Annotated in this window: 19 protein-coding genes; 3 read left to right on the top strand and 16 right to left on the bottom strand. The window is 45.5% G+C overall.

The annotated features are described in order from the left end of the window. Nucleotides 1-88 precede the first annotated feature (88 nt). From GC098_RS34275 to GC098_RS34260, 4 genes are all read right to left on the bottom strand, one after another. The gene (locus GC098_RS34275) at nucleotides 89-631 is read right to left on the bottom strand and encodes a type 1 glutamine amidotransferase domain-containing protein (protein WP_171648644.1); all 543 of its coding nucleotides are present in this window, start codon (nucleotides 629-631) and stop codon (nucleotides 89-91) included. A gap of 1 nt (nucleotide 632) precedes the next feature. Further along, the gene (gene ptsP / locus GC098_RS34270; RefSeq protein ID WP_171648643.1) at nucleotides 633-2,372 is read right to left on the bottom strand and encodes a phosphoenolpyruvate--protein phosphotransferase; all 1,740 of its coding nucleotides are present in this window, start codon (nucleotides 2,370-2,372) and stop codon (nucleotides 633-635) included. Beyond that, the gene (locus tag GC098_RS34265; RefSeq protein WP_171648641.1) at nucleotides 2,369-4,258 is read right to left on the bottom strand and encodes a glucose PTS transporter subunit IIA; all 1,890 of its coding nucleotides are present in this window, start codon (nucleotides 4,256-4,258) and stop codon (nucleotides 2,369-2,371) included. Before GC098_RS34265 ends, ptsP begins: the two co-directional genes overlap by 4 nt. A gap of 238 nt (nucleotides 4,259-4,496) precedes the next feature. After that, nucleotides 4,497-5,174, bottom strand: coding sequence for a hypothetical protein (locus tag GC098_RS34260; protein WP_216625516.1), 678 nt, complete (start codon nucleotides 5,172-5,174; stop codon nucleotides 4,497-4,499). 184 nt (nucleotides 5,175-5,358) lie between these two features. Between GC098_RS34260 and GC098_RS34255 the strand changes: the two genes are divergently transcribed. Continuing rightward, nucleotides 5,359-5,925: an NAD(P)/FAD-dependent oxidoreductase gene (locus GC098_RS34255; RefSeq protein WP_171648639.1), complete on the top strand. Its 567-nt coding sequence runs from the start codon at nucleotides 5,359-5,361 to the stop codon at nucleotides 5,923-5,925. A gap of 84 nt (nucleotides 5,926-6,009) precedes the next feature. Here the strand turns inward: GC098_RS34255 and GC098_RS34250 are convergent, their stop codons facing one another. From GC098_RS34250 to crcB (GC098_RS34230), 5 genes are read right to left on the bottom strand one after another with little or no spacing between them, the layout of a single operon-like run. Then, nucleotides 6,010-6,435 (bottom strand): CoA-binding protein, encoded by a 426-nt coding sequence (locus tag GC098_RS34250; RefSeq protein WP_171648637.1) that lies wholly within the window; start codon nucleotides 6,433-6,435, stop codon nucleotides 6,010-6,012. Between the two features lie 11 nt (nucleotides 6,436-6,446). Continuing rightward, entirely contained in the window at nucleotides 6,447-7,265 is an 819-nt protein-coding gene (locus tag GC098_RS34245) for a C39 family peptidase (protein ID WP_171648635.1), read from the bottom strand. A 30-nt stretch (nucleotides 7,266-7,295) separates the two neighbouring features. Beyond that, entirely contained in the window at nucleotides 7,296-8,594 is a 1,299-nt protein-coding gene (gene aroA, locus GC098_RS34240) for a 3-phosphoshikimate 1-carboxyvinyltransferase (RefSeq protein WP_171648633.1), read from the bottom strand. A gap of 26 nt (nucleotides 8,595-8,620) precedes the next feature. Beyond that, nucleotides 8,621-8,980 (bottom strand): fluoride efflux transporter CrcB, encoded by a 360-nt coding sequence (crcB, locus tag GC098_RS34235; protein ID WP_171648631.1) that lies wholly within the window; start codon nucleotides 8,978-8,980, stop codon nucleotides 8,621-8,623. Next, the gene (gene crcB, locus GC098_RS34230) at nucleotides 8,977-9,357 is read right to left on the bottom strand and encodes a fluoride efflux transporter CrcB (RefSeq protein WP_171648629.1); all 381 of its coding nucleotides are present in this window, start codon (nucleotides 9,355-9,357) and stop codon (nucleotides 8,977-8,979) included. The genes crcB (GC098_RS34235) and crcB (GC098_RS34230) overlap by 4 nt, the downstream gene beginning before the upstream one ends. A gap of 108 nt (nucleotides 9,358-9,465) precedes the next feature. Here crcB (GC098_RS34230) and GC098_RS34225 point away from each other — a divergent pair, with 108 nt between their 5' ends. Further along, nucleotides 9,466-9,756 carry a rhodanese-like domain-containing protein gene (locus tag GC098_RS34225; RefSeq protein ID WP_171648627.1) on the top strand — a complete coding sequence of 97 codons (291 nt, stop codon included), beginning with the start codon at nucleotides 9,466-9,468 and terminating at the stop codon, nucleotides 9,754-9,756. Between the two features lie 23 nt (nucleotides 9,757-9,779). Here GC098_RS34225 and GC098_RS34220 read toward each other — a convergent pair whose 3' ends face one another. Then, a complete protein-coding gene (locus GC098_RS34220; RefSeq protein WP_246359121.1) occupies nucleotides 9,780-10,355 on the bottom strand; it encodes a shikimate kinase in 576 nt (191 codons plus the stop codon). 78 nt (nucleotides 10,356-10,433) lie between these two features. Between GC098_RS34220 and GC098_RS34215 the strand changes: the two genes are divergently transcribed. Further along, complete coding sequence (locus GC098_RS34215; protein ID WP_057302951.1) at nucleotides 10,434-10,757, top strand: hypothetical protein; 324 nt, start codon at nucleotides 10,434-10,436, stop codon at nucleotides 10,755-10,757. Between the two features lie 13 nt (nucleotides 10,758-10,770). On the opposite strand, the gene gnd is transcribed toward GC098_RS34215, so the two are convergent. From gnd to GC098_RS34185, 6 genes are all read right to left on the bottom strand, one after another. Further along, nucleotides 10,771-12,183, bottom strand: coding sequence for an NADP-dependent phosphogluconate dehydrogenase (gnd, locus tag GC098_RS34210; RefSeq protein WP_171648625.1), 1,413 nt, complete (start codon nucleotides 12,181-12,183; stop codon nucleotides 10,771-10,773). Nucleotides 12,184-12,215: 32 nt separating this feature from the next. Further along, nucleotides 12,216-12,983 (bottom strand): SDR family oxidoreductase, encoded by a 768-nt coding sequence (locus GC098_RS34205; RefSeq protein ID WP_171649071.1) that lies wholly within the window; start codon nucleotides 12,981-12,983, stop codon nucleotides 12,216-12,218. Nucleotides 12,984-13,044: 61 nt separating this feature from the next. Next, nucleotides 13,045-14,613 (bottom strand): gluconokinase, encoded by a 1,569-nt coding sequence (gene gntK / locus GC098_RS34200; protein WP_171648623.1) that lies wholly within the window; start codon nucleotides 14,611-14,613, stop codon nucleotides 13,045-13,047. Further along, nucleotides 14,610-15,881, bottom strand: coding sequence for a nickel pincer cofactor-dependent isomerase, group 22 (locus GC098_RS34195; protein WP_171648621.1), 1,272 nt, complete (start codon nucleotides 15,879-15,881; stop codon nucleotides 14,610-14,612). The genes gntK and GC098_RS34195 overlap by 4 nt, the downstream gene beginning before the upstream one ends. 18 nt (nucleotides 15,882-15,899) lie before the next feature. Next, nucleotides 15,900-16,904 (bottom strand): LacI family DNA-binding transcriptional regulator, encoded by a 1,005-nt coding sequence (locus GC098_RS34190; protein ID WP_171648619.1) that lies wholly within the window; start codon nucleotides 16,902-16,904, stop codon nucleotides 15,900-15,902. A gap of 101 nt (nucleotides 16,905-17,005) precedes the next feature. Then, nucleotides 17,006-18,307 carry a 6-phospho-beta-glucosidase gene (locus tag GC098_RS34185; protein WP_171648617.1) on the bottom strand — a complete coding sequence of 434 codons (1,302 nt, stop codon included), beginning with the start codon at nucleotides 18,305-18,307 and terminating at the stop codon, nucleotides 17,006-17,008. Nucleotides 18,308-18,312: the final 5 nt, after the last annotated feature.

Here is an 18,312-nt window from a genome sequence, read left to right as displayed (position 1 = left end):
AGTTGCTTGTACTATGATATTCTACGATTTTAATCGATTTCCTGCCGAATGAAGAGTAGTAGTTTTTGCCACCTATGGTAGTAGAATGTTACTTTTCCTGTAGTTTATTAAATTGAATAAGCTCATCCACAAATCTCTTGGAAAATGCAGGAAGATCTGGCGGGCGACGCCCAGAAATGATGTTGCGATCGACAACTACTTCTTCGTCCAACCAAGTTGCTCCCGCATTTTCGAGATCATCTCGAATGCCAGGCGTAGAAGTCATCGTGTACCCCTTTACGATTTTCGCCGAAATCAGCACCCAACCTGCATGACAAATTTGAGCAATCGGTTTTACTGCCGCGTGAAACTCCTGCGTTAGACGAATCACGTCCGGATAACGACGTAGCTTATCAGGCGCCCATCCGCCCGGGACATAAAGGCCGATGTAATCGGAAGACTTTACTTCATCAAAGGCGTAGTCAGTCGTAATGGGTACACCATATTTACCGTGATACACGGTTCCAGCCTTAGAACCTACAATATCCACTACGACCCCAGATTCACGTAAACGTAATACAGGATACCACATTTCCAAGTCTTCAAATTCTTCATCAACAAAAGCTAGTACTTTCGTTCCTGTCAATTCCATGCTAATTTCCTCCTACGATGGATTCTGTTTGTTCGGTTTGAGCAAGCAGTTCTATGATTTCATCACTTGTTTTACAAACTAGAATTTCATTGACTAGCTGTTTGCACTTCTTAGCGTCACTGCTTAGTAAACGGTGTTTCACTTGTAATAGTGTCTGCACGGAAATACTTAGTTCTTCTATTCCCAATCCCAGCCATATCGGAAGCGCTCGAATGTCACCCGCCATTTCACCACAAACGCCTACGGGAATTCCTACACTTTTGGCCGAGTCGATCACATGTTTGAGAAGCCTAATAACTGCCGGATGATAGGGATTATATAAATGCGCGATGTTTTCATTCATCCTGTCCACAGCTAATACATATTGAACAAGATCATTCGTACCAATGCTCATAAAATTCACTTCACTTGCAAGGACATCTGCGATGAGAGCTGCAGCTGGCACTTCAATCGTTAATCCAACTTCAATATTTGCATTATAGGGTAAGCCTTGTGCATGCAATTCCGCCTTGGCCTTCTCGAGCAGAGCTTTAGCCTGACGCACCTCATCCAGGGAAGTGACCATAGGATACATTATTTTCACGTTACCGTAATGGCTGGCCCTTAGAATCGCTCTAAGCTGTGTCATAAATAGGTCTTTACGGTCCAGCGAGATACGAATCGCCCGATACCCCAGAAATGGATTATCTTCTTTTGCAAGCGGCAAATAATCAAGCTTTTTATCTCCGCCAATATCGAGTGTTCGGATTACAATGGGGCGACCTTTCAGCTGCCTCGCTGCGTGACGATAAACTTCATACTGCTCGTCTTCGCTAGGTAACGAATCGCGGTCCATGTAAAGATATTCCGTCCGGAACAAACCTACCCCAGAAGCCCCGTTACGTAAAACCTGATCGATCTCCAGCACAGAATTGATATTGGCATGTAAATTCACATAGCTCTTGTCCAACGTTACTGGTGCAACGTCGGCTATCTCTTGCAAGCTTTCTTTGAACTCGAGCCAATTCTTTTTGCGTGCTTGATACCGCTCAATCGTTATTTTATCAGGATTGATGTATAAGGTACCCTCTTGTCCATCAATAATCAGGAAATCGCCATTTTGAATGGGCCGCAGAAGCTTACCTTCCAAACCCAGCACATATGGAACGGACATTGCTCTTGCCATGATGGATACGTGCGAATGCGTGCCACCGAGAATCGTTAGCAGACCAAGCACATTAGCCGGGTCCAAATGAGCCAATTGAGACGGTGTTAGCTCTTTGGCGACCAATATGTAAGGATGATCGATTGGCGGTACCGTTGAGCTAGTATCGCCGAGCAAGTGCTTCAGAAGCCGGTTTCCGACATCTTTAATATCAAGCGCTCGTTCCTTCATATATTCGTCGTCAATGAGATTGAACATATCGACAAATTTATCGATAACTTCTTTTACAGCGACTTCTGCCGCCTTGTACTGCAGTTCAATAATCCCTTGAATCTCGTTCATAAAAATGGGATCTTCCAAAATCGCCAAATGTGCATCAAAAATATAGGCTTGATCTTGTCCAACAACATCCTTAATCTCTTGCTTAATGATCTCTAGCTCATCTTTGGAAGATCGAATACCATCATACAAACGTTCAAATTCATAAGACAAATCGGTGACATCAATCATTTTCTCAGGAAAATCCCACTCCCAAGTAGGTATGACAAAAGCCTGACCCATCGCGATCCCTGAAGACGCTCCTATTCCTCTGATCATCCATTCGTCCCCCCTGTTTGTTTAGTAGGCTTTAGGACAACCGACATCACAGAACCTTGGCCTTTTTTGACAGCTTTAAATGGAGCAAAACTCCAAGATTTAACAAGATCGGGATTCGTAATAATCATCGGTGTCGCCATCGATGAAGCGAATTTTTTGACTTTATTGTAGTTAAACTTAATTAGTAGTTGCCCCGGTTCCACGTGATCGCCTTCTTTTACTACCGCATTAAAACATTTGCCCGGTAAACTAGACGTATCGATGCCAATATGCAGCAGGACCTCCAAACCTTCCTCGGTCAAGATGCCCAGGGCATGCATAGTCGGATAAATGTGCATAATGGTCCCGGCAACAGGAGAAACCAGTTCTCCTTTCTCGGGAATAAAAGCAACGCCGTTACCTACCAAACGCGAAGCAAAGATACGATCAGGCACTTCTTCAATGGGGATCATGCGTCCTTGCATTGGCGAAGTAAATAACACCACATGAATATCCTTACGCAATACTTTCATAATCTCTTCACGAATTAGCTCTGAGAATGTTCCGAACACGACCTGAACATTGCCTCCTCCAAGACGGATGACGCCTGCTGCTCCTAAGTGTCGTAATGCCGTGATGTCCATCAAACGATCATTGACAAGTGTAAGACGCAATCTGGTAATGCAGGCTTCAATCTTCTTAATATTGTCTTTCCCACCGAGTGCTTGCAAAATAAGTGGAGAGCGATATGGAATATCGCCTGCCCACTCTTCAAGTGAGGAGCCTTCTTCTCTACCTGGTGTAGGAATCTGGAACCGCCGTATAGCCCAGCGGAACATGAAATAGTAGAGAAGCCCATAAACGATACCAATCGGTATGAGCAATAAACCATTATGCGATAAGTGCAAATTAATGACGTAGTCGATGGCCCCGGCCGAATAAGAAAAACCGTGATGAATATTTAATTCATAAGCCAACCACATGGCTGCTCCAGACAAAATCGCATGAATAACAAATAAATACGGAGCAACGAAGAGAAAGGCAAATTCAATAGGCTCAGTGACGCCTGTTAAAAAAGAAGCAAGCGCTGCTGTCAAGAATGTCGCCTTAATCTTCGGCTTCAAATCTTCCCGTGCTTCCCCAATAATCGCAAAAGCGATTGCCGGGAGGGCAAACATCATAATGGGATATAATCCGGCCATATACATACCTGCTGTCGGATCTCCGGCAAAATACCTAGGCAAGTCCCCATAAGCCATATGTCCCGTTGGCGTCTGATAAGCACCTACTTGAAACCAGAAAAAGTTATTCAAAATATGATGCAAACCCGACGGAACGAGAAGACGATGCGCGATACCATAAACAAAGGCACCTAAACCGCCTAAACCAAGCAGCCAATTGGAGAGCTTACCCATCCCCATTTCTAAGTAGGGGCCAATAGTGATCATAATATAAGACACTACAAGCGTGGACAGCCCCATAATAAGCGGAACTATGCGGGGGCCACCGAAAAATTGTATGTATTCTGGAAGCTTAATCTCTTTACAGCGATGATAAATAATAGCAGCCAGTAATCCAATTAATATCCCACCTGGTACACCCAGTTGAAATTGAGTCCCCAGTTCATGTTCAATTAGTCTTGTGAACATAAAATAGCCCAGCATGGCTGATAAACCAGCAATCCCAGCACTTTCTGTAAGGCCTAGCGCTACACCAACAGCGAATATGATTGGTATATAATCGAAGACCGTATTCCCAGCCAACAGCAGCATATCCCCTAAGCTAGATGCGTGAATGACATCCCAAGGTAGATCCCCTAGACGAAGCAACACAGCAGCGATAGGAAGCGCAATGGTAGGCAGCATTAATGAGCGGCCAAGCTGTTGTAAGTTCCCCATCCAGTTCAAACGTATGCTACCTCCTTAGAGTTTTCGAAGAAAACTTGCTTCGTAAGCATATTCCTAAGAGTTTTGCTTTAGCAAAACTGACATCGTAAGCATAAGCTCAGCGTTTTCGAAGAAAACTTGCATCGTAAGCATAAGCCCTCTCTTATCAAATCGTAAAGCTTGTTAGCCTGTTTGTCAAAACAAAATAAGCAGGTCTGCGTTCGACCTGCTCGTAAACTCATTCGAAACGGTTCCCCTATTAAAACGAGGAATTGTATCCGGATTGTTGCCCCATGCTTGAATTATTAAATCCGGAATTAAAAGATTGAAGCGATTGTTGTGGCATGTTTTGCTGCATGCTTTGTTGCGATCCATAGCCACTTTGGAAGGATTGCTGAGAAGGAGTCGAGAAATCACTACGCAACGCATCATGCCCTGGTTGATTCCCACGATAGTTCGCCGTATGGAACGCGTTTGGTGAAACGTAAGCTTGTCCATATGGTTGTTGATTCGATTGTGTAGAACTGCCGAACTGACTAGAAACAAATGGTTGTTGAGCAGGTTGAGCAGATGCATAACCAAATTGTTGGGATTGGTTAGAAGCAAATTGGTTGCTCATTGGGGTATAAGAAGAATATCCGCTTTGGAAGTTAGATTGTTGCTGTTGTTGTGGTTGATTCCCACGATAATTCGCAGTGTGAAAAGACTCTTGTGAAGTTGCCTGAGGAGCTTGTAAAGCTTGTGAAGCTTGTAAATTCCCTTGGTTGAAACCTTGGTTAGCTTGCCCAGCGTTAGATTGATTATAGAAAGATTGTACAGTTCCAATCGGTTGGTACTGTTTTTGGTAACCTTGATATTGCGCATTGTTCCCCTGAAAACCTTGTGAAGATTGATAACCTTGGGAAGCATTCCCAAAGCTGTTGTTATTGTTGTACATTTGTAAATCCTCCTCGGACTCTCATATTTTTGGGCACCTTTTTTAGGGCCTTTTTTATTCTCTCCGCTTGTCGATTTTTTATTTATGGAAGCCATTGGGATGTTCCTTAGAAAATTGACTATGAATTACCGGCTGTGCCATAATCCATTTGTATCCCATTCTCTTTGTAGGAGGAGTTACCGTAATGACATACGACGTTATTATTATTGGAGCAGGCCCAGCAGGATCTAGTGCAGCCTTATTCACCGCAAAAGCTGGTAAAAAGACGCTTGTCATTGACAACAATCAAAGTGTCACCAAACGAGCGTGGGTCGAGAATCATTATGGCGTAGAAGCGATAGCGGGTCCTGATTTAGTCGAAATCGGGAAGAAACAAGCAGCTAAATTCGGGACTGAATTCGTACAAGGCAAGGCAGAACAATTAGCAAAAACCGAAGAAGGTTTCCAAGTAACGACAGACAATGGAGCTTATGAAGGAAAACATGTTATTCTTGCAACAGGGCTATCCGTTGAGCTTGCAGAAGCATCAGGCATTCAGACGAGGCCCGGTACAGAACCACGTATCAAAACTGTCGTTGATGCTGATGTGCAAGGTAGCACCAGCCTTAAGGGTGTCTGGGCAGCAGGTACTACAGCTGGAGTTAGTATGCATACAATTGTTACTGCCGGTGATGGTGCTAAAGTCGCAATTAATGTCATTAGTGAATTAAATGGTGAGCGGTACGTCGACCATGATATATTAAAAGCTTAGTTCCTAACATACAGAAAACCGCTTCTCCCTTACCTATTGGGTAAGAGAAAAGCGGTTTTTAGTTTTGTCCAAAGTGCGGTAATTTTAGTTATTTCGAGGATTTAGAATCGCATCTTCCACTTTAATACAGCGGTCCATAATGACTTCTAACCCGGCTTCGCTAGCAATACGTGCAGCTTCTTCATTCACAATATCGAGCTGTAGCCAGAAAACCTTCGCTTTAATTTTAACGGCTTCTTCTGCGACAGGAACCACTTGGTCAGCACGGCGAAACACATTGACGATATCCACGGGTTCAGGAATATCAGATAAAGAAGCGTAGCATTTCTCACCCAGTATTTCAGTAGCGTTCGGATTGACAGGAATGATCCGATATCCTCTGCTTTGCATAGCCGCGGAAACCATATACGATGTACGATCTGGTTTATCAGACAAACCAACTACGGCAATATTACCAGCACTCGCTAGGATTTCCTTGATGTGCTCTCTTGACGGATTTTCGAAAGTCATGTGCTTCCCTCCTATTTTTTCAGGTACGTGAGACCTTGTTTCCCCATTGCGGTCCAACTGTCGATAAACTGATTTTTGTTTACCTGCACTTGCTTTTTCCCGCTTAATGGATCATTCAAGTATACATTATTCTCATCATATCCTACCAATAATACAGCATGTTCAGCATATGTCGTCTTGATAGGTCCCATAGGTGTATCCCAAGTTACCCATTTGTAAGGTATGTTGAAATCAATCGTTGTCCAAATAATAACCGGAATATCATTCGCAATCTGCTGCTCATACATCTCAAAGGACTCGCCCGTAATGTCAATGGCTTGAGGTATATATGATTTCAGCAGTGGAAATAGACCGGCATGATAGATGCCAAAACCTCTCTTCTTCCGAGTGACATCGCCTACGAATCCTGAGTTAGGATTTCCCCAATATGCAATTGAACCGTCCGCATTTAAGGTGGCTGGTGTGTCATCCTTAGGCATTTCTGCAGCAAGTTCCATTTTGCTTTTTGTAATCCCATGATACTGCAGCAGCATCGTTAAACTTGTTATTTCACAACCTGCTGGCAATTCTGGTAGTTGTGCAAAAACAGGCGCATCAATCATTGCTGATTTTTTTAACTCGATAGCTGGCGGCGGAGAAGCAACCTCATTTACTTTCACGGATGCTGTAGGCTTGGCTGCAAGTATCGCAGGACTGGACGCAAAAAACGCTGGTTCTTTACCAGTCGCTTTGGCATAAAGCAATACAGCAAATACACTGCTTGCAAACACAAGCCCAGCAACGAGGAAGAAACCGAACGTCACTTTTAAACCCTGCCAAATAATCGTCATGCTGACTCACCCATTCGTTGTTTTGGGAATCTATGTCTCACTCACAAGTTCAACTTGAGCACCAATGGAACGTAAATGGTCAAAATACTGCGGGTAGGATTTGGCGACATGATGGGCATCATGAATAATCAAACCCTTCTCTGAACGAAGACCAACAACAGTTAAAGCCATAATGACTCTGTGATCGAAATGAGCATTAATTTCAACCCCGCCTGTGACACCTTGTGGTTTACCATGTACGATAATTTCACTTTGGCGTTCTTCTACATCAGCACCGGCTTTACGAAGCTCGTTCAAATAATCGGTGATACGGTCGCACTCTTTATAACGTAAATTTTCAACATTGTAGAAACGAGAAGTACCTTCTGCAAATACAGCTGCTGCAACCATAGCAAGCACAGCATCTGTAAAGTGATCACCATCGAACTCACCAGCAATTATCTTTTGGTTGCCTTTCACATGCACAACACCATTGTCATGAGTTAAATTGACACCCATTGCTCGCAGGACATCCACACAAGCCTTCTCACCCTGCTTGCTATTCTCTTCAAGACGAAGAACGCGTACATCTGAATTCGTTACAGCTGCAGCTGCTAGAATCGCAGCAGAGCCCGGGTAATCGCCTTGAATGACATATTCTTTGGCTTGATAGGATTGTCTACCTGGAATGCGGTAGTGCATAAGGTCTTCGCTGGCGTGCACAATAATACCAGCTTGTTCTAACACTTCCAGTGTTTGACCTACAATGATTTTGGATTTCAAATCGTGCAGCACTTCAATCTCGCTATCCTCTTCTAGCAGAGGTGTCATAAATAAAAGTGAGCTTAGGAACTGTGAGCTGACATTACCGGAAACAGTGAGCTTGCCACCGCGCGGTTGTCCTCCTTTAATAGTTATCGGCAGACGTCCGTTAGAATGTTGTACTTCCACACCCATTTGTTGCAAAGTATCAATGAGATCATCATGCGGGCGCTTGCCCAGAGATTCAGGATACGTGTTTACGAATGTCACATCGGGACAAAAAGCGGCTGTAGACATCAAAAAGCGAAGTACTGCGCCGGCATTCCCTACATTAAGCTCAGAAACATGCTTGGGATTCTTACCAAAACCCGTAATAACGATTTTCTCATCATCTTCTTCAATAATAGCGCCCAAATCACGGACACAACGTCTCATGGCATCACTATCTTCACTATGTGCCGGATAATAGATGGTGCTCGTCCCGTCCGCAAGTGCTCCAATTAGCAAATAGCGGGTAGTGTAGTTTTTGGAGGAGAGTGCGTTTATTTCCCCTTGTAGATGGGCGGTTGGTTTCACGATGGCTTTCATGTCGTTGATATCTCCTTCATAAGTGTTTATATGTAATATCCGAGGAAAGTCAGAAGAATTCCACCGGTATAACTGAGCAGTGTATAGAGGATCCATGATTGCCACAGTCCAGCGCGGAGCTGTTTAATGCTCTCGAGATTCAATGTGGAAAATGTGGTGAAAGCACCCATAAAACCCGTGCCTATCAACAGTTTCCAATCGTCAAATGAATGATATCTCATCAACAGGCCAAGCAAAAAACAACCCAAAAGATTTATTGTCAGTGTACCATACGGAATAGAACTTGGGAACCTGTTTGCCATGTAAGTCCCTAGTTGAAATCGGCAAATCGCGCCAAAGAATCCTCCAAAACCTACCAGGCAGATGGACCATAACCATGTCATCATGAACGACGAACTCCTCTTCGAACAGACTCGCCTATACGAACACCCATCCATGTAGCACCGAGTCCTCCCCATAAACTTCCCAAAACATAAAGAGCGGCAAGGATCATTTGCCCATGGTTTAGCATGCTCATGGTTTCATAGCTGAAAGTAGAGAACGTAGTAAAAGATCCAATAAAACCAGTTGTTATAGGTAGTCGAAGTCTAGTAGGTATGGGAAGTTTTTCGGCGAACATTATAAAACCAAGTATCAGACAGCCAGTTAAATTACAAAAAAAAGTTCCCCAAGGAAAAACGGAAGCCGTCGTTGGATTCCATAAGGCGGAGAGCCCAAATCGGGCAATGGCGCCTAAAATCCCGGCTAAACCAATGTACAGCATGGTTACACAACTCCTGTTATTAACCGTAGGTTTGACATCTCGACTTTTTGTTTCTATCATTACTTGTAATGGGGCTTCTTCCCAACATATCAAGTATGGAGGTCCGAAATGGATACGATTTTACCATCCGAAATTAAAGAAAGACTGGACCGCGGCGAAAACCTAGCGATTGTCGATGTCCGCGAAGATGAAGAAGTAGCTGCCGGTATCATCCCAGGAGCTAAACATATTCCGCTAGCTCAATTGCCAGATCGCCTCAGCGAAATCCCCCAAGTCGAAGAGCTCATTCTCGTTTGCCGCAGCGGAAACCGCAGTGGGCGCGCCATTAGCTTCTTGGAGGCTCAAGGCTATAAAGGTCTTAAAAACATGACAGGCGGCATGCTGGAGTGGGAGGACTAAGCTTTCAAGCTTGTCCCCTCCTCCTAGATTTCAGCTTGCTGGATAATAAGTGCTGTAATTTCGTCCGTTGTTAATTGCGTAGTATCAATAACCGCATGAGCGAAATCATAGGCAGATTTGCGTTGTTCAAGCAGTAGGTGAACACGCTCCTCTAAATTCCCCTGCAGCAAAGGACGACTGGTATCGCTGCTCACTCTTTGAATGATGATCTCTGGTGATGCTTTCAGCGCTACTACAAAGCCATTCTGCAGCATACAAGCTCGGTTACTCTCGGCCAGCACTGCGCCACCGCCTGTAGCCACAACTTGTCCTTTACGAGCTAATATATGTTCCAGCGCCTTACTTTCCAAAGCGCGAAAATGCGATTCACCATGAACACGAAACAAGTCAGAAATGCTTGTCTGATGCTCTTGTTCCAGAGCCGCATCCGAATCTTGAAAGATCCATCCCAGCTGCTCTGCCAGCTGCTTTCCAACGGTTGATTTGCCTGTCCCCATAAATCCTACAAGTACAATATTGCTTGCTGTCACGTTAATCCCCTTTTCCCATATGCTGATCATACAAACTTTCCCAACATCATAACATAGCCAAATCGACATGAATACAATCCACCAAAAAATCATATAGTAGTGTGAATAAATTCCAGCACAAACAGTTAAGATTTTAAGAGAGACCATATGCCGACAAGGAGAGATGGAGCTTTGAACCCAACTGTTGCCTACCAAAACCGCACAAAAGGCAAACTGGAGCAAATTTTGCACCCAAGCTATACGCTTTGCAAAGAGGATGTTGTGTGGATACTGGAGTTTATTAAGAAAAAAGTGGCTGAAGAAGACCCGCTTATGCAAGGTCTTACTCAACCACGATTATTAAGAAATTTTCGCTATTTTGCCGAAGTCTCCCTGATGCTCATTCACAGACGGAACGGCTTTGATCAAGAGGCCGATCGTTTGAAAATGTGGCTGCGTGAAGCGGCATACGGTTTGCAGGAAGAGGCTTAAAGGCCTTATCCTCTTAGTTTTCCATCCAATTGAAGTGGAAGGAACCCTCTTTGTCTACACGTTGGAACGTGTGTGCACCAAAATAATCGCGCTGCGCTTGCAGCAAGTTAGCCGGCAATCTTTCCGTACGGTAGCTATCGTAGTAAGCTAGTGCCGATGCGAAAGACGGAACAGCAATACCGCGAGTAACCGCTTCTGCAATGACTTGTCTCCATGATTGTTGATAGTTATCAACTACACCGTTGAAGTATGTATCAAGCAGCAGGTTTTTGAGTCCAGGATCGCGGTCATAGGCTTCCATAATATTTTGCAGGAATCTAGCACGAATGATACAGCCGCCACGGAAGATCTTTGCGATGCTGCCATATTTCAGATCCCAGTTATATTCCTCGGAAGCTGCTCTCATTTGAGCAAAGCCTTGTGCATATGAACATATTTTACTTGCGTAAAGCGCTTGGCGAACAGCCTCGATAAACGCTTTGCGATCGCCTGTAAAGGCTGAAGCATCAGGTCCTTTGAGCACTTTGCTAGCCGCTACGCGTTCTTCCTTCATCGCGGAGATGAAACGGGAGAATACGGATTCTGTAATAATGGAAAGCGGTACGCCTAGATCCAAAGCACTTTGACTGGTCCATTTTCCTGTTCCTTTTTGACCAGCGGAATCCAGAATAACGTCAACCATAGGCTTGCCGGTTTCAGCATCATATTTGGTGAAAATATCACGTGTAATTTCGATCAAGTAGCTGTCAAGCTCGCCATTGTTCCATTCTGTGAAGATCTCGTGAAGCTCTTCTACGCTTACATTCAGAACATCTTTCAACAATTGGTAGGCTTCGCAAATAAGCTGCATATCGCCATACTCAATGCCGTTATGCACCATTTTCACGTAGTGACCAGCGCCATCAGGTCCGATATAAGTACAGCAAGCATCGTCGCCCACTTTGGCAGAAATCGCAGTAAGAATAGGCTCAACGAGTTTATAAGCGTCTTCTTGTCCGCCCGGCATGATAGCTGGACCTTTAAGCGCGCCTTCTTCACCGCCGGAAACACCCGTTCCAACGAAGCGAATACCTTGCTCAGCAAGCTCTTTATTACGACGCTGCGTATCTGGGAAGAATGCATTGCCTCCATCGATCAGGATATCGCCTTTGTCCAAATAAGGAACAAGTTGGTTAATGGTATCGTCAGTAGGACCGCCTGCTTTAACCATAATTAAAATTTTGCGTGGAACTTCGAGTGATTGCACGAATTCTTCAATGCTGTATGTACCTACTAATTGTTTGCCTGGGGCTTCTTGCAGAAGCTCTTTTGTTTTTTCAGCAGAACGGTTAAAGACGGAAACAGTGAATCCTCTGCTCTCGATGTTTAAAGCCAAGTTTTTACCCATAACCGCTAGACCGACTACACCAATTTGTTGTTTAGACATCTCTCTCATACACCCTTCCGATATATAAATATTTAAATCGTCATCGCGCCAAAACCGCCATCCACTCTTAAAACAGAACCTGTTACAAAGCTTGAAGCTTGTTCAGAAGCAAGGAACACAGCAGCACCCTGAAGCTCAGACGCTTCACCGAATCGATTCATTGGCGTATGACGCATGATGGACTCGACACGTTCCGGTGACAGAATCTTACGATTCTGCTCAGCTGGGAAGAATCCAGGAATAATCGCGTTGACACGCACACGGCTCGGAGCGAATTCGCGGGCTAGATTCTGCGTGATGTTATTGACAGCTGCTTTTGAAGCGGAGTAAGTGAATACACGGGAAAGCGGCGGATCTGACGAAACGGATGAAATATTAATAATACTTCCTCCCTCTCCTCGATCAACCATGTATTTCCCAAACACTTGGCAGGCTAACACGACACTTTTCAAATTAACCTCCATAATAGAATCCCATTCTTCCATGGAAATGTCAAAGAAAGGCGTGGCACTATTTTTGCCAGGACAGTTCATTAGAATATCCGCACTGCCAGACCAAGCGATAACTTCTTTGAGAAGAAGCTCCAAATCTTCCCGCCTCGTAGCATCAGCTTGAAAGGTATGTGCTTCCCCGCCAATGGCTTCAATGCTCTGACGAACCTGATCACTTTTCTCTTGATTACGACCGACAATGGCTACTTTCGCTCCGTGTCCAGCCAAGGCAAGAGCCATAGAGCCTCCAAGTGTGCTGTTACCGCCAATAATAACTGCTGTTTTCCCTGTAAGATTGAATAAATTCATTGTCTTCATCCCCTCCGGCATTTTGCATGGCAAGCCTTCATAATAAGTCTAAGCTAATTTATTATTGAGGGCTCCGTAGGTGCTGTTGTTGAAAGGCGGTAATCGCATCGAATTGATCTTTTAACTGATGATATACGCTTGTATAAATAGATGTCAATTGTTGATAGATGCGATAATCGTTTTCATTCACCTCGTGAGCCTTTCCTACCTGAATCCATTGATGAGCATGAGATAGATCTTCGATTTCCCCCATTGCTAGCAAACCCAGTAAAGCAGCGCCAATCCCTGAGCTTTCAATCGAATCCGGCACAGTAACGGATGTGCCGAGCATATCTGTCATCATTTGGCGCCAAAACTCAGATCGGGCAAATCCACCGGACGCGCGAATCACAGTGGCAGGTCCCATAATCCGTTCCAAGGAAGCGCTAACTGCTTGGATCGAGAACATGACGCCTTCGAGCGCTGCGCGAATCATATGCTTCTTCTGATGGCTGAGTGAAAGCCCGAAGTAAACACCGCGCGCATTCGCGTTCCAATAAGGCGCACGTTCGCCGGAAAGCAGCGGCAGGAACAGCAGGCCATCAGAGCCCGCAGCAACTTGTGACGCTATCTCCGTCAAATAATCATAGGGATCGATTCCCTGGCGGCGGGCTGCTTCTGCTTCCGCCGTAGCGATCTGGTCTCTCACCCAACGGAAAACGATGCCACCGTTGTTGATCGGTCCGCCGACGACCCAGAAGTTTTCTGTTAGCGCATAGCAAAACAGCTTGCCTTCGGGGTCAGTTTGCGGCTTGGTGACGACGCTGCGCACGGCACCGCTGGTGCCGATGGTGACGGCAACGACACCTGGCTCGAAAGCGCCTACGCCGAGATTCGCGAGGACGCCATCGGATGCGCCGATAATGAACGGCGTGGTCTCGGCCAAGCCCATCGCAGTGGCGAACTCGGCGCTGAGCCCTTCTACGCGGTGCGTTGTAGGTACCAGCTCAGAAAGCTGCTCCGGCGTCACACCGGCTTGACCAAGTGCTTCTGCATCCCAATCGAGCTTCTCCAGATTAAATAGCCCAGTTGCACTGGCTAGTGAATGGTCAATGAGATAACGACCAAACAGCTTCGCGAATACGTACTCCTTGATGCCGATGAACTTGTAAGTTTCCTTGACGAGCCCTGGCTCGTTATCACGGAACCACATCAATTTGAGAAGTGGTGACATCGGGTGAATCGGTGTTCCTGTCCGCGAGTAAATCTGCTGACCTAGGCCGCTGCGCTTAAGCTCTTCCGCATAATGCGCACTGCGATTATCCGCCCAGGTGATGCAAGCGGTCAGTGGCTTCGTCTGCTCGTCAACTGCAATGAGGCTGTGCATGGCTGAGCTGAAGGAGACACAGAGTACTTGGTCAGCTGTGATACTAATCTTGCGAACAACAGCGCCAATTCCTTGCACAACGGCGTTGAAGATTTGTTCCGGGTCTTGTTCGGCCCGATCAGCGGCCGGTGTGAAGAGCGGATATTCGATCGAGTGCGAAGCTAGTACTCGACCATCCCGATCGATCACGAGCGTCTTCGTGCTCGTTGTTCCAATATCTGCGGCGACAATGTAAGGCTTATCTCTGACTGCGTCAACTGTCATTTGCTAATATTCCCCTCTGCATCAAATGAAAGTTCATAGGGTTCTGACAAAATTTCAATATCCGGATGCTGACGAGCTTCTTCTAGCAAATTCACGGAAATCTCAATTTCGCCCAGATGAAGTGTATCTTGAATCCGAACTAGCTTGCAGGTCGTGTAATCTAGAATGTTACAAGTTTTAACAGCTGCTTTGATTGCGTAGAAATCGTTCTCCAGCGTTGTTGCGATCTTGGTAGGTGCACATACGGTTGAAGTTAGGCCGTTCGCGTAAGTGAACTCCAAATTCGTTTTATCCACTAGTCTTTGTGTGGTGAAATCAGCCGTTCCTACACCGTTCGCGTTACCCTTCGTTTCTGGCGTTAAGTCCAGTACAACCATTTTGGCAACATCTGGGCCGCCATGCGCGTACGGTGTTGGGTAGCGGCCGGTAACATTCGGATCCATGCCATCGCCGCTAATATTTTTACCAATATAATCAATGACAAGGACATCGATTTCGTCGAATAAAATCTTCGGCAGACGCGATTTCGCTTCAATCAGCAGTTGTTCCTCCCGCGCTTCAATTTCAGCTGCAGGCAGCACTTCCACTTGGCATGTCTCATCATAGGCATTTTCTACTAGCGCGACGCCGAACACGATCGGCAGCTTCTCGATCATCAAATTGGCCATTGCCGGCACATTCTCCGCCATATACTTGAAACCAAGCTGGTGACAGGCTTCAGCGCCTTTTTGTTTACCCAGCCCGATAGCGATCATCTTCATGATCCCGCTCTCAATACGTCCACGAAACGCCGTATGCGGCTTCACACGGTTAATAACAACGATGGCATCAGCTTCCGAAGCAATGCGATCAACATAAACCGGCAAACCGTTAGGCAGTTGGTCGATCTTCACTACTTCCATCGAAGAACGAATCGGTGCTCCCATCGAGGCTTCCGTAATGCCAAAATGCAGCAATACTTCCGTCTGTCCTTCAGCTGTAGCACCACCGTGACTTCCCATACAAGGAACGATGAACGGGAACGCACCTCTATCTTTAATGGCGTCAATGGTCGTTTTGGTGAAGCCTGCTATATTAGCGATCCCCCTGCTTCCCACAGCAACAGCAACCTGCTGACCGGGATGTATGCTTTCCATTACCCCACTGCTGGCAAGCTTATTCACTAATTCCAATTCTGGATTTTCCAAAATGGTACGATCAAACTTCTGCCGAATCTTAACCATTTGTGGAATCGGAATATCATTTAATAACTCCCTCAGAATGCTCATCGACTAATCCCTCTCTCCTTATGGTGTCAATAATCGTACGGATTCCCGCACGATCAACTCTGTTTTCAATAACAACTGCTCCGTTTCGTGCTGCTTATTTTCTATATTTCCAAGAAGTCGCAAAGCGCCTTCTCTGCTAATTTGCTCAATCGGTCTGCGAACGGTTGTCAGTGCTGGAGTTACGTAGGCTGCGAATACTGTGTCGTCAAAGCCTACCACTGAGATATCGTTAGGCACGTTCATCCCGGCTTCCGACACCGCTTTCATCGCCCCAAGCGCCATTTCATCATTACAGCAAAATACGGCCGTCGGTCTTTCATCCAGCGTCAGAAATTGCTGCATGGCCTTATGTCCGCTCTCCAGATCGTACAATCCCGGCATGCGATATGCAGGTGGAACGGTAATCTGGTAATGCTTCATGGCTCGTTCGAAGCCGTCTTTCCGATTCTGCGCGGATTTAAATCCTTTGCGCCCCTCAATGAGAGCGATACGCTTATGTCCCTGCTCTATCAAATATGAGGCTGCCAGAAATGCGCCTTGCTCCTCATCTGAAAGAACATTCAGCACGCCCGAAGTTTCAACAGGGCGATTCAGCACAACTTGCGGGATACCTTTACTGGCAATATGGTCAATGATGGCTTGGTCATCATCACTCTGACTGACGACAACAATACCGTCGAAGCTTTTCCGCGTAATCGAGTGAAAACTGGTGTAATCGTCAATCCCTTTAACGATCAATTGGTAACGATCCTGTATGACACTGTTGACACCACGGATAGCTTCATAGAAGAAGCCGGCGGAAGTTCCTTTACTTAGTGTGGTAAAGAATAGTCCTAAGTTATACGAACGATCCAGCACCAAACTCTTCGCGCTGTAATTAGGCGTGTAATCCATCTGTTCAGCGATGATTCGGATGCGCTCCTTCGTCTCCTCCTGAATGAGCGGACTGTTGTTCAGTGCTCTGGAAACCGTTGTATGAGACACACCTGCAAGCTTGGCAATATCTTTAATGGTAACGCTCATACCCTCACCTCATTCAAAGCATATCACATCTATGCACACGTTAACAATAGTCATTTTTGCAGCAAAAAAACTCCCTTCTCAGGGAGCTTCCACTTCTTGTATTATTTGAAAAAAGCCGGTAGATACGCTTTATTCTTCTCCAGCATTTCTTCCATAAGCGTCTTGGCTACTGCCACTGACGGCACCAATGGATGATGAACCAGTGCTTGTAGAACAAGATCTCTACTGCCTGTAACGGCAGCTTCAATGGTGAGGCGCTCATATGTTTTGACTGCATGAATAAGGCCTTTGACATGTTCAGGAACTTTGGTCAAGCCCATTGGAATAGGGCCTCCCGCTGTAATAACGCAATTCACTTCAATACAAGCATCCTTCGGCAAAAAGTCGATGATGTTATCGTTCATTACGTTCAGCGTTTGGATATCCCGCTTGTCATTGTAAATGGAATCCATCAGATTGACAGCTGCCTCGGAATAATAAGCGCCTCCGCGTTTCTCCAGCTGTTTAGGCTTCTCCTGCAAGTCAGGATCTTGATACAGCTCGAACAATTCATCCTCTACGCGTTTCACAACTTCCGCCCGAGTACCGTTTTCTTTGAGCGACGCCAACTGTTCTTCAAGCATGATATCCGTCATGTAAAAATATTTCAAATAATAGGAAGGCAGAGATTGCAGGGAACGTAAGAAATCCGCATCCCATTCGCTTGCCGGTACGTTTTTGCCGCTATATTCCTCTTTGCGATCCAGCAATTCAGCTAATTTATCCTCGCCTCTGATTTCAGCACGTGTTACCCAGTGGAGATGGTTTAACCCAACGAACTCGGTGTAGATCTGTTCAGGAGCAGCATCATACTTGTTCATTAACCATTTGTGCAAGCCGATAGGAGCATTGCAAAGGCCAATACTTTTCACTTTGGAGTACTTATGAATCGCCTCAGTCACCATACCTGCAGGATTAGTAAAGTTCAACAGCCACGCATTAGGGCTCAGTTCTTCAATATCCTTACAAATATCAAGCAGTACAGGAATCGTGCGAAGTGCTTTCATCATCCCGCCCGGGCCGGTCGTTTCCTGACCAATAACACCGTATTTGTTAGGAATATGCTCATCCCATTTACGGGCTTCCAAAAGTCCTACGCGCATTTGTGTACTTACGAAATCAGCATTTTCGATCGCTTTTCTGCGGTCCAAGGTTAAGTGAACTTCGATCGGTAAACCGGACTTCTCGATCATTCTTTTTGCCAAATTACCGACGATTTCCAGCTTGTGCTTACCTTCTTCCACATCCACAAACCAAAGCTCTTTTACAGGCAGCTGGGCATATCTTAGAATAAAACCTTCAACGATTTCCGGCGTATAAGATGAACCTCCGCCAATGATGGCAATTTTCAAAGCATCTCTCATTGTAC

The sequence above is a fragment of the Paenibacillus phytorum genome, from assembly GCF_013141715.1.
GTDB lineage: Bacteria > Bacillota > Bacilli > Paenibacillales > NBRC-103111 > Paenibacillus_E > Paenibacillus_E phytorum.
Note: the sequence above shows the minus strand (reverse complement) of the source record. Positions and strands in the feature narration are given on the sequence as shown.